This window comes from Parafrankia sp. BMG5.11 (assembly GCF_004337455.1).
Window position 1 is genome coordinate 157,761 of sequence record NZ_SJXI01000035.1, and the last position, 12,783, is coordinate 170,543.

General features: G+C 73.9%; 6 protein-coding genes and 1 pseudogene. All 7 read right to left on the bottom strand.

Annotation, left to right across the window (positions count from 1 at the left end):
- Window positions 1-86: 86 nt before the first annotated feature.
- Window positions 87-2,087: pseudogene (locus E0504_RS53535) on the bottom strand (putative bifunctional diguanylate cyclase/phosphodiesterase); the annotation flags it as partial.
- Between the two features lie 140 nt (window positions 2,088-2,227).
- Window positions 2,228-4,339, bottom strand: coding sequence for an NAD-dependent DNA ligase LigA (gene ligA / locus E0504_RS23865; protein WP_112107619.1), 2,112 nt, complete (start codon window positions 4,337-4,339; stop codon window positions 2,228-2,230).
- On the bottom strand, window positions 4,336-5,454 hold the full coding sequence (locus E0504_RS23870; protein ID WP_112107625.1) for a methionine synthase: 1,119 nt from the start codon (window positions 5,452-5,454) through the stop codon (window positions 4,336-4,338). Before E0504_RS23870 ends, ligA begins: the two co-directional genes overlap by 4 nt.
- A 256-nt stretch (window positions 5,455-5,710) precedes the next feature.
- Window positions 5,711-6,769, bottom strand: a complete 1,059-nt coding sequence (gene mnmA / locus E0504_RS23875) for a tRNA 2-thiouridine(34) synthase MnmA (RefSeq protein WP_071060695.1) — start codon at window positions 6,767-6,769, stop codon at window positions 5,711-5,713.
- A gap of 69 nt (window positions 6,770-6,838) precedes the next feature.
- Complete coding sequence (locus tag E0504_RS23880; RefSeq protein ID WP_071060697.1) at window positions 6,839-8,026, bottom strand: cysteine desulfurase family protein; 1,188 nt, start codon at window positions 8,024-8,026, stop codon at window positions 6,839-6,841.
- Window positions 8,027-8,140: 114 nt separating this feature from the next.
- Window positions 8,141-8,647 (bottom strand): MarR family winged helix-turn-helix transcriptional regulator, encoded by a 507-nt coding sequence (locus tag E0504_RS23885; RefSeq protein ID WP_071060699.1) that lies wholly within the window; start codon window positions 8,645-8,647, stop codon window positions 8,141-8,143.
- Between the two features lie 297 nt (window positions 8,648-8,944).
- Complete coding sequence (locus E0504_RS23890) at window positions 8,945-12,361, bottom strand: methylmalonyl-CoA mutase family protein (protein WP_131625910.1); 3,417 nt, start codon at window positions 12,359-12,361, stop codon at window positions 8,945-8,947.
- Window positions 12,362-12,783 lie beyond the last annotated feature (422 nt).

Consider the following 12,783-nt stretch of genomic DNA (forward strand, 5'->3'; position numbering starts at 1 on the left):
GGGGTGAGCAGCACCGCGGGCAGCGCGGGCGCCACGTGCCACCCCTGGGCCGCGTCCGCGCCGAAGCCGGCCAGCCGGCGCCATTCGACGGGAGTCTCCACGCCCTCGGCGACGACCCGCAGCCCCAGGTCCGCGGCCATCCGAACGACCGCGCGGACGAAGTCGGCGTCGCGGTCGGCGCCCGCCATCCGGCCGATCACGGTCCGGTCGATCTTGATCTCCTCGAACGGCAGGCGCCGCAGCGCGTCGAGGGAGACCCGGCCGGTGCCGAAGTCGTCCAGGCTGACCCGCACACCGAGGTCCGCCAGGTCGCGCAGCGCCCCGGCCGGCTCGTCACCGTCCGCGGTGACGGCGCCCTCGGTGACCTCGAAGGTCAGCGCCGTGGCCGGCAGGCCGGTCTCGGCCAGCGCGGCCGCGACCGAGCCGACGAAGCCGGGGTCGCGCAGGTCACGCGCGGACGCGTTCAGCGCGACCGCCACCGGGATCCCCGCCGCGTTCCACCGGGCGACCTGCGCGAGCGCGCGGCCCATCACCCACGACGTGATCGGGCGGATCAGGCCGGCGGACTCGGCGAGCGGGACGAAGACTCCCGGCAGCAGCAGCCCCCGGCTGGGGTGCCGCCAGCGCAGCAGCGCCTCGACCCGCCGCACCCGCCCGTCGGCGATCTCCGCCTGCGGCTGGTAGTGCACCTCGAGCTGCCCGTGCTCCAGGGCGTAGCCGAGTTCGGCGGTCGTCCGGGCCCGTAGCCGGGCACGGCTGGCGTCACGCGGCCCGTAGGCCTGGACGCCGAGGTGGTGCTCCTTCGCGGTGTACATGGCGAGGTCGGCGCACCGCGACAGCGCGGGAAGGTCGCCGCCGTGGTCCGGGTAGAGCGCGACCCCGACGCTCGCGTCGACGTCGCAGAACTGCCCGTCGATCTCGTACGGGGCACGCAGCACGCCTCGGACGCGCCCGGCCACCTCCCCGACCACCGTCCGGCCCGCCTCGCCGGCCGGCAGCGCGGGCAGCAGGACGGCGAACTCGTCGCCGCCCAGCCGCGCGACGACGTCACCGGGGCGCAGCGCGGCGGTGAGCCGGGCCGCGGCGACGACCAGCAGCCGGTCGCCGACCTCGTGCCCCAGCCGGTCGTTGACCTCCTTGAACCGGTCCAGGTCGAGCAGCAGCAGGCCGACCCGGCAGCCGGTCCGCTCGGCCGCGCGGAAGCTGGCGGCCGCGCGCTCGGCGAGCTCCGCCCGGTTCGGCAGCCCGGTGAGCCCGTCGTGGCGGGCCTCGTGCTCCTTCTGCCGGGAGACCTCACCGACCCGGGCCACCACCAGCAGCGCCGGCAGCAGCAGCGGCACCAGCCAGGCGCTTCGCGCTGCGGCGACCACCACCAGCGGCGCGAGGGACAGCGTCGCCACCCCGCCCGCCACCCGGCGCCGCAGGTCGGCGAGGGGAGCCCGGTACCCGGCGTGGGCACGGCCCCCGCCACGGCCGGCCGCGCCGCCGACGGCCGCCGGCCCGCGCGGGTGCGTAGGCAGGCCGAGCAGGTCGTCGACGGCGAACAGCGCGAGGCCGGCGAGCGCGACCTCGGGCAGATCCCCGGCCCCGAGATCGGCTCCGAGGCCGTACGCGGCCACCACGGCTCCCGCCGCGCACAGCGCCAGCGAGCGGCGCCCGACGACCACCATCACCCACCGCGGGCGCGCGCCCCGCACGAGCTCCAGCAGGACGCCGACGACCAGGTGCGCCGCCAGCGCGGGCGGCGTTCCCCAACCGAGCAGGAGCGCGAACAGGAAGGTCATCGTGAGATCACTGCCGCCGGCGCCCGGCCCGCCCGCTCGGCGCCGGGCACCCAGCGCGCCCGCCGGCAGACCGGCCGGCCCGAAGGCGCCCGGCCAGGTCCCACCGACGGGCACCGGCTGCGACCCGACGAGAAGGGCGAGCCCGGCGATCAGCACGAAGGCCACGCCCAGGTTGTCGAAGGCACCGCGCCAGCCCCCGGCGACGGCGACCACCGCGGCCGTCAGGCATCCCGCCGCGCCGACCGCGGCCCCCCACCCGGCCCCTGGCTCCGGCGGCACGCCGCCGGCTCGCGGGGCGCGCATCAGCGGCGACCGGAACGGCCCCGCGTCGATCCCTCGACGCGTCGGGGACGGGCGCACCGACGCCCGGCCACACCGACGAGAACATGACGGAACATATGAGTGCTCACCGTAATGAACCTTTCGCTGCCAGGATGCGAAGGTTACCCGTCGACCTCCTCGAGCACGGCGAGTGCCCTAGCCGCATCCGCTCCGTCACGGAGAAGCACGGCGAATCCGGCTTCGTCCAGGAGCGGGATCTTCAGGGTGCGGGCCTTGTCGTACTTCGACGCCCCGGGATCGGCGCCGGCGACGACGAACGTCGTCTTCTTGCTCACCGAGCCCGTCACCTTGCCGCCGCGGGACTGCACCGCCTCGGTCGCCGTGTCCCGACTCCAGCCGTCCAGGGTGCCGGTGATGACCACCGCGACGCCGTCCAGCGGCCCGGGGCCCTCGCCGGCGCCCTCGTCGGCCAGGCGGACCCCGCCCGAGGCGATCCGGGCGACGATGTCGCGGTGCCGCGGGTCGGCGAACCAGTCGACCACCGCGTCGGCGATCTTCGGCCCGACGCCGTCGACGGCCGCGAGCCGCTCGGCGGGCGCCGTCGCGATCGCGTCGAGGGAACGCAGCTCCCGGGCCAGCCCGCGGGCGGCCGTCGGCCCGACGTGACGGATCGACAGCCCGACCAGCAACCGCCACAGCGGGCGGTCACGAGCCGCCTCCAGGCCGCGCAGGATCTGCTCGATCTTCTTGTCGGCGAAGCCACGCAGCCCCTCGAAGGACTCCGGGGCCAGGTGGAAGACGTCGCCGATGTCGTGGATCCGGCCCTCCGCGAGCAGGACCGTCGCCGTCTCGTAACCGAGCCCGTCGATGTCGAGCGCGCCGCGCGACGCCAGGTGGAACACCGACTCCCGCAGCTGCGCCGGGCACGAGACGGTGTTCGGGCAGCGGATGTCGACCTCGCCCTCGGGGCGGACCAGCTCGGTGCCGCACTCCGGGCAGTGCGTGGGCATCACGAACGCGCGCTCGGAACCGTCACGCAGGTCGACGACCGGGCTGACGATCTCGGGGATGACGTCACCGGCCTTGCGCAGCACCACGGTGTCGCCGATCAGGACGCCTTTGCGACCCACCTCGTCGATGTTGTGGAGGGTGGCCATCGCCACCGTCGACCCCGCCACCTTCACCGGCTCGAGCACCCCGAACGGGGTCACCCGGCCGGTGCGGCCGACGTTCACCTGGATGTCGCGCAGCCGGGTGGTGACCTCCTCCGGCGGGTACTTGAACGCGACCGCCCAGCGGGGGGCCTTCGAGGTGGCGCCGAGGCGACGCTGCTGGCCGAAGTCGTCGACCTTCACGACGACCCCGTCGATCTCGTGCTCGACGTCGTGGCGGTGCTCGCCCCAGCGCCGGACGAAGGCGAGCACGTCCTCCACCGAGGCCATCACCTCGTGACGGGCGGAGACCGGCAGCCCCAGCTCGGCGAACCGCGCGTACGCGCCCGACTGGGACGCCACGTCGAAGCCCTGGTGGGCGCCGAGGCCGTGCACGATCATGTCGAGCGGACGGCTGGCGGTGACCCGGGGGTCCTTCTGGCGCAGCGACCCGGCGGCGGCGTTGCGCGGGTTGGCGAACGGTGCCTTCCCCGCCTCAACCAGCGCGGCGTTGAGCTCGGTGAACCGCTCGGTCGGGAAGAACACCTCGCCGCGCACCTCGAGCAGCTCCGGCACGGCCGGGCCGCACAGCCGGGACGGCACGCTCGCCAGGGTCCGCACGTTGGGCGTGATGTCCTCCCCCGTGCGACCGTCACCGCGGGTGGCCGCGCGGACGAGCCGGCCGCCCTCGTAGACGAGGTCGACCGCCAGCCCGTCGATCTTCAGCTCACACAGCCACGCCGTGACGGGCTGCTCCCGCGCGGCGCGCGCCGCCCAGGCGTGGAACTCCTCGTCGGTGAAGACGTTGTCGAGTGACAGCAGCCGTTCCAGGTGCTCGACCGGGGTGAACAGCGTCGAGTAGGAGCCGGCGACCTTCTGGGTCGGCGAGTCCGGGGTGCGCAGCTCGGGGTGCCGCTCCTCGATCGCCTCCAGCTCGCGCATAAGCGCGTCGTACTCGGCGTCGGCGACGGTCGGCTTGTCGAGCACGTAGTAGCGGTAGGCGTGTTCCTCCAGCTCGCGGGCCAGCTCGGCGGCCCGGCCACGCTCGTCGGCGGCCAGACCAACCTCGTCAGCGGCCAGGCCACGCTCGTCGGCAGCCAGGCCGCGCTCGTCCACGCTCACTGTGGAGATTCCACCAGGACCCGCGCCGCCTCACGGCAGTGCCGCAGCGCGGCGCGCGCGTCACCCACCCTGGCATTGGCCAGACCACACGTCGGTGTCACGGCCACCACCTCCCCGAGTAGTTCCGGAGCGAACCCCAGCCGACGCCACAGGTCGACCGCCACCGCGACCGTACGACGGGGGTCCGACAGGTTCCCGGCGCCGTCCGTCGGCACCAGGCCGAACATCAGGCCGACGCCCGCCTCGACCGCCTCGCCGACCGCGTCGTCCTGCGCCCGGGTGAGCAGGGTCGCGTCGAGGCCGACGAACCGCGCGCCGGCCCGCCGCAGCAGGTCGAGCGGCACGTCCGGCGCGCAGCAGTGCACGCCGGACGCGGCGACCGACGCCGCCCCGGTCACCGCGGACAGCACGCCGGCCAGCCGCTCGGTCGCCGGCCCCTCCTCTACGGCGGGCAGGACGGAGAACCCGCTGGGAGTGCGGATGTGGCCGGCGAGCATAGCCGGCAGCGACGGCTCGTCGAGCTGGACGAGCATCCGGGCACCCGGAATCCGTCGCCCCAGGTCGGCCAGGTGGGCGACCAGCCCCTCGGCGAGCGCCTCCGCCAGGTCCCGGGCCGCGCCCTGATCGGCGAGCGCCTTGTGCCCGCGCGGCAGCTCGACCCCGCCGGCCAGCGTCCAGGGGCCCGCGGCCGACACCTTGAGCGGCCCGGTGTAGCCGGCGGCCGCCTCGGTGAACGCGTCCAGATCCCGGGCGAGCAGGTCACGGGCCCGGCGCAGGTCCAGGCCGGGCCGCGGCACCAGCCGCCACCCGGACGGCTGGAAGTCGACCGGCAGGTCCACCAGCAGCGCGCACGAACGGCCGATGATGTCGGCGCCGACCCCGCGGCCCGGCAGCTCCGGCAGGAACGGCAGGTCCGGCACCTCCCCCAGGACGTACCGCGCGGCCTCGACCGGGTCGAGATCCGGCAGCGACCCGATCCCGGAGGCTGTCCCGGGCGGCCAGGGGATGCCCGCCCGCTCGGCGGTCCCGTCGCTGCCCAGCGGTGAGACACCCTCCCCCGGCACGTCCCGGATCGGCTCCGGGCCCGCGCCCCGCTCAGTGGCAGACCACGTCATCACCACATCGACTCCTTAGATTCCGGCCGCGACCCCAGGCCACGGCCGGCGAACAACACCCACCAGAATCACTCGCCAGAATCACCCACCAGGATCACCCGTCGGAACGACCCGCCGGCGGAACCCCTCGGATGACTCGCTGGCAGGACCCGTCAGCACGCGGCAACCGCGCCCGGCGCATCACCGAAGGCGCGCCGCAGGCCACACGAGCCACTCCGGCCAGGCGGGCGGCCGGGCTTCGGGCGGGCCCGGTGCCTCAGGCCGCCAGGGAGCGGATGCGCCCGCCGCCGAGCACCCGGTCGCCGTCGTAGAAGACCACGGCCTGGCCCGCCGCAGTGCCGCGCACCGGCTCCGCCAGCCGCACGTCGAGCTCGTCGCCCCGGGCCGTCACCACCGCGGGGACCACCCCGCCGTGCGCCCGGACCTGCGCGGTGCACGACACCGGCCCGTCATGGGGCCAGACCATCCGCTCCGCGACCAGGCTGCGCATGTCCAGCGCGCTGGACGGGCCGACGGTCACCGTCGACGTCGCCGGGGAGATCTCCAGCACGTAGCGCGGGCGGCCGTCCGGCGCGGGACGTCCCAGCCCGAGCCCCCGGCGCTGCCCGACCGTGAAGGCGTACGCCCCGTCGTGCTCGCCGAGGGTCTCGCCGGTCTCCGCGTCGACGACCGGGCCCGGACGCGGCCCCAGGCGCTCGCGCAGCCAGGCGCCGGTGTCCCCGGAGGCCACAAAACAGATGTCGTGGCTGTCCGGCTTGTCGGCGACGGCGAGGCCACGGCGCGCGGCCTCCTCGCGGACCTGGGCCTTCGTCGAGTCGCCGAGCGGGAACCGGGCCGCGGCGAGCTGCTCGGGCCGCAGGGTGCCGAGCACGTACGACTGGTCCTTCGCCGGGTCCACCGAGCGGCGCAGCGTGCCGTCCTCGTCCAGCCGGGCGTGGTGCCCGGTGACGACCGCGTCGAAGCCGAGCGCGAGCGCCTTCTCCAGCACCGCGGCGAACTTGATGCGCTCGTTGCAGCGCACGCAGGGGTTGGGCGTGCGCCCGGCCGAGTAGTCGGCGACGAACTCGTCGATGACCTCGGTCTCGAAACGCTCCGCGAGATCCCAGACGTAGAAGGGGATGCCGAGCACGTCGGCGGCACGGCGGGCGTCGCGGGCGTCCTCGAGCGTGCAGCACCCACGGGCACCGACCCGGTCCGAGGCGGGCGAGCGCGACAGCGCCAGGTGGACGCCGGTCACGTCATGGCCGGCGTCGACGGCCCTGGCGGCGGCCACCGCCGAGTCGACGCCGCCCGACATGGCCGCGAGCACCCTCATCCGGCTCACGATCCCACCCCTCGTCCACACCGCCGGCTCGGCGGGCGCTCCCGCCGCCGGCTCATCGACTCACCCCGCGCTCAGACCCGCGAGCTCACCGGCGCGGCTGGCACGCGCCACCACCGGACCGATCACGGCGACCAGCGCGTCGACGTCCGCCGCCGACGAGCCGTGCCCGAGCGAGAACCGCAGCGACCCACGGGCGTGGGCCTCACCGGCGCCCATCGCCAACAACACGTGCGAGGGCCGCGCCACTCCCGCCGAGCAGGCCGAGCCCGTCGAGCATTCCACCCCGTGCGCGTCGAGCAGCATCAGCAGCGAGTCGCCCTCGCAGCCGGGGAAGGTCAGGTGTGCGTTTCCGGGCAGCCGGCCGGCGCCGGGGGCGGCACCGTTGAGCGTCGCCCCGGGCACCTCGGCCAGCACCCGGCGCACGAGGTCGTCGCGCAGCGAGGCCAGCCGGACCCGCTCGGCGGGCAGCTCCGCGGTGACGGCGGCCGCCGCCGCGGCGAAGGCGGCCACTCCCGGGGTGTTGAGCGTCCCGGAGCGGACGTCGCGCTCCTGCCCGCCGCCGTGCGCCAGCGGCTCCACCTCGACCCCGCGCCGCACGAGCAGCGCGCCCACCCCCACCGGGCCGCCGATCTTGTGCGCGCTGATCGTCAGCGCGTCCGCCTCACTGGCGGCGAACGACGTCTCGATCTGCCCGAACGCCTGGACGGCGTCGGTGTGGAACGGGATGTCGCGAGCGTGGGCGACCCGGGCCAGCTCGGCGACCGGCTGGATGGTGCCCACCTCGCTGTTCGCCCACATCACCGAGACGAGCGCGACCGAGGCCGGGTCGGACTCCACCGCGGCGCGCAGCACCTCGGGGGCGACCAGGCCGGTCTCGTCCACCGGCAGCGTCTCCAGCACCGCCCCCTGCCGCCGGGCCAGCCAGGACGCGGTGTCCAGCACCGCCGGGTGCTCCACCGCGCTGACCAGGATCCGGCGCCGGCGCGGGTCGGCGGCGCGGCGCGACCAGTACAGCCCCTTGATCGCCAGATTGTCGCTCTCCGTGCCGCCCGCAGTGAAGATCAGGTCGGACGGCCGCGCGCCCAGCACCTCGGCCAGGGACTCCCTCGACTCCTCGACGATCCGGCGGGCGCGCCGACCGCCGGCGTGCAGCGATGAGGCGTTCCCGGCGTCCGTCAACACGGCGGTGAACGCCGCGACGGCCTCCGGGCGCATCGGCGTGGTCGCCGCGTGGTCGAGGTAGGTCACGTCTGTAGAGGGTAGCTGCCACTCGGGCGCCCCACCCGGCCTCGGGACGACCGCCCGAACCCGGCCGCGCACCGGGCCGGGGCACCGGCTGGCCCGGGTCCGGGTCCGGGCGGGTCAGAAGTCGCCGGCACCGCGCCGCAGGTCGGTGAGCAGCTCGACGAGGTCCCGCACACCGCTGTCAGGAAGCCCGGGGTCGGCGAACACCGTGTCGTTGAGCTTCTCGGTGGCCGCGAGCGCCGTCGCCCGCCCGTCCTCAGTGATCTCGGCGAGGATCGCGCGCCGATCCGTCGGATGCGGCAGGCGGCGCACCTGCCCGCGGGCCTCCAGCCTGTCCACGGCGCTGGTGACGCTGGTCGGGTGCACCTGCAGCAGGCTCCCGATGCGGCTCAGCGGCAGCGAGCCCTTGCGGCTGAACAGCAGGAGCATGAGCAGCTCGTAGCGGGCGAACGTGAGATCGAGGGGCCGCAGGACCTCGTCGACCCGGGCGAGCAGGATCTGCTGCGCGCGCATCAGCGAGGTGACGGCGGCCATGCCGTCCGCGACGGGCCCCCATCCGTGGGCGGTCCACTGCCGGTGCGCCTCCGCGATCGGGTCGGTCGGAAGCGGTTTCGGCTGTGACACGGGTGCAATATCTCCAGGACGGGATCGTCGGGCCGGCAGACCATCGACAGCGGAGCCATCAACAATAGCCATTCCGGCGTACGACCGTTGCATCCGGGAACGGCGATGCTGGCAACGTTGGCGATGCCGGCAACATGAAGGCCACACAGCGCGCCCAGGTGCGCATCCCCGCCGACGCCCGGATCGACGTCCGACCGACATCTGGTGATCGCCTGATGATCGACGAACCAGGTGGCGTGGGTGCACACGCTCGACGCGCCGCTGCCCGCGCACCGGCACCGGCCCGCGGTCACGTCATCAGATGTTACGCCTGTACTGTCCGCCGACCTCGAAGAACGCCGCGCTGATCTGGCCCAGGGAACACACCCGCACGGCGTCCATCAGCACCTCGAAAGTGTTACCGCCCGCCGCGGCGACCTGCCGCAGCCGCTCGAGAGCCTGCTGGGCGGGCTCGCGGTTACGGCTGGTGAAGTCCGCCAGGCGCCGCAGCTGGGACTGCTTCTCCTCCTCGGTGGCCCGGGCGAGCTCCAGCGGACCGGCTCCCTTGTCGTCGGCGTCCGGCCCGATGAAGGTGTTCACCCCGATGATCGGCAGGGAGCCGTCGTGCTTGCGCCGCTCGTAGAGCATCGACTCATCCTGGATGCGCCCGCGCTGGTAACCGGTCTCCATCGCGCCGAGAACACCGCCCCGCTCGGAGATCCGCTCGAACTCGGCCAGCACCGCCTCCTCGACGAGGTCGGTCAGCTCGTCGATCACGAAGGAGCCCTGCAGCGGGTTCTCGTTCCCGGCGAGCCCCCATTCCTGATCGATGATCATCTGGATGGCCAGCGCCCGCCGCACGGACTGCTCCGTGGGCGTCGTCACAGCCTCGTCGTAGGCGTTGGTGTGCAGGCTGTTGCAGTTGTCATAGATCGCGCACAATGCCTGCAATGTCGTCCGGATGTCGTTGAAGTTCATCTCCCGCGCGTGCAGCGACCGACCCGAGGTCTGCACGTGGTACTTGAGCTTCTGGGAGCGCTCCGCCGCGCCGTAGCGCTCGCGCATCGCGACCGCCCAGATCCGCCGGGCCACCCGGCCGATCACGCTGTACTCGGCGTCCATGCCGTTGGAGAAGAAGAACGACAGGTTGGGCGCGAAGTCGTCGATCCGCATTCCGCGCGCCAGGTAGGCCTCGACGTAGGTGAACCCGTTGGCGAGCGTGAACGCGAGCTGACTGATCGGGTTCGCCCCGGCCTCCGCGATGTGGTAGCCGGAGATCGAAACCGAGTAGAAGTTTCGGACGCGGTGGTCGATGAACCATTCCTGCACGTCCGCCATGCAGCGCAGGGCGAACTCCGTCGAGAAGATGCAGGTGTTCTGGCCCTGGTCCTCCTTGAGGATGTCCGCCTGCACGGTGCCGCGCACGTTCGCCAGCGCCCAGGCTGCCACCTCGGCCGTCTCGGCCGCCGACGGCTCGCGCCCGTTCTCCGTCCGGAACAGCTCGAGCCGCTGGTCGATCGCGGTGTTGAGGAACATCGCCAGAATCGCCGGGGCCGGGCCGTTGATCGTCATCGAGACGCTCGTCGTCGGCGAGCACAGGTCGAATCCCGCGTAAAGCGCCTTCATGTCGTCCAGCGTCGCCACGGAGACCCCGGACGTCCCGATCTTTCCGTACACGTCCGGGCGGGGGCCCGGGTCCCGCCCGTAAAGCGTGACCGAGTCGAACGCTGTACTCAGCCGGGTCGCCGGCGAGTCGGCGGAGAGCAGGTGGAACCGCCGGTTCGTGCGGAACGGGTCGCCCTCGCCGGCGAACATCCGCGCCGGCGCCTCACCGGCCCGCTTGTACGGGAACACGCCCGCGGTGAACGGGAAGAGCCCCGGCAGGTTCTCCCGCCGCAGGAACCGTACGAGGCGGGCGTCGTCGTCGATCCGCGGCACCGCCACCCGGGGGACGGCGGTACCCGACAGCGTCGTGCGCCGCAGCGGGGTGCGGATCTCCCGGTCGCGCACCGTGTAGACCATCTCCTCGCCGGACCGCTCGGCGACCAGGGCGGGCCAGCCGTCGAGCAGCTCGCGGGTCCGCGCGTCCAGCGCCGCGTCAGCCGCGTTCCGGAGGCTCCGCAGCCGCGCCAGCGCGTCACCCGGACCGCCGGCGCCATTCGAGCTCGCGTGATCCGCCTGGGCGCCGTCGAGCTCGGCGATCGCCGTGGACAGGTGCTGGCGCCGGCGGGCGAGCTCGGACAGCTCCTCGGTGTGCGCGTGGTAGCCGCGCACCGCATCGGCGATCTCCGCGAGGTAGCGGACCCGTGCCGGCGGCACCACCGTCGTCAGCCCCGAGGAGACACGGACGTCCACCGCCGGCAGCCGGCCCGGGACCACGCGCAGCCCGCGCTCGCGCAGCAGGTCGCGCAGGAACTGGTAGAGCGCGGTCACCCCGTCGTCGCTGAACCGCGCGGCCGAGGTGCCGAACACCGGCATCTCCTCCCAGGAAGCGCCGAAGTCCTCCCGGTTGCGCACTATCTGACGCGCGACGTCGCGCCGCGCGTCCTCCGCTCCGCGGCGCTCGAACTTGTTGACCGCCACGACATCCGCGAAGTCGAGCATGTCGATCTTCTCGAGTTGGGACGCGGCCCCGTACTCGGGGGTCATCACGTACATCGAGACGTCACAGAAGGGCACGATCGCCGCGTCGCCCTGGCCGATGCCCGGAGTCTCCACGATGATCAGGTCGTACCCGGCGGCCTTGCAGGCCGCGATGATGTCGGCGAGGTGCTCGGGCAGCTCGCGCCCCGCGCCGCGGGTGGCCAGCGAGCGGAAGAAGACCCCGCTCCCGTGGACGCCACTCCCCTGGGCACCGTTCCCCTGGCGGCCCTTCGCCGGACCGCCGTCCGCCGGACCGCCGTCCGCCGGGCCGCCGCCGTCGGGCTCACCGCCGAGGAAGCCGGCTCCCAGCGCGTTCATCCTGATCCGGTCGCCGAGCAGCGCACCGCCGCCACGCCGCCGGGTCGGGTCGACCGCGAGGACGGCGATGCGCAGGCCGTCTTCCTGGTCGAGACGGAAACGGCGCAGCACCTCGTCCGTGAGCGACGACTTCCCGGACCCGCCGGTACCGGTGATGCCGAGCACCGGCACGGCCGGTCCGCGCTCGGCCGCCTCGCGCAGCGCTGCGGCCAGGGCCGGGTTCCGGCCGTCCTCGAGCACGGTGATCGCCCGGGCCAGCGCGGACTCGTCGCCGGCCCGCACCGCCTCGACCGCCGGCGGGCCCGCCGCGAGATCGACGTCCCCGTCACGGACGATGCTGTTGACCATCAGGTGCAGGCCGAGCCGCTGGCCATCCTCCGGGGAGAAGATCCTCGCGACACCGCGGGAGTGCAGTAGCGCGATCTCGTCCGGCACGATGACCCCGCCGCCGCCGCCGTACACACCGATGTGCCCGGCTCCCCGCTCCCGCAGCCGGTCCACCAGGTAGGTGAAGTACTCGACGTGACCGCCCTGGTAGGACGAGATCGCGACCGCCTGCGCGTCCTCCTGGATCGCCGCCGTCACGATCTCGTCGACGCCCCGGTCGTGACCGAGGTGGATCACCTCGGCTCCCTGGGCCTGCAGGATCCGGCGCATGATGTTGATCGCCGCGTCATGGCCGTCGAACAGCGACGCCGCGGTGACGACGCGCACCGGCCAGACGGGCACGTGCAGGGCGGGGGCCTCCTGGCCCACCACGGTGGCTGCGCTCATGTGGCTTGCTCCCGAGGACGGTACGCGGACACCAACGACCGTCGTTGGCACTCCGATAGTAGGACGTCCATTTAACTGGGGCCACCGAGACCATGGACATGCGGGCGGCACAGGGGCGTCGAACCCGTCACACAGCAGGAGGACCGGTCGCCGTGACCTGGCGTTCCGGCATGACCCGAACCCTCCACGTTCCGGGTTCCGGCGCCGGTCCGAACGCTCCAGGGGCCTCCGCCTGGGGCTCCTTCTCACAAGCCTGACACCAGCCGATGAGCCGAGCGGGCCGGAGCGCGCTCGCCGGCGGCCTGGTCACCAAGACCAGCGGGGGTGCCCTGCATGGCTGGCAGCCGAGCCGACAGGGCTGCCTCAGGCAACCGCCTCCGTCGCTCCGGCATGGCCGTCAGCCGTCGGCCGGGAAAAGGTCC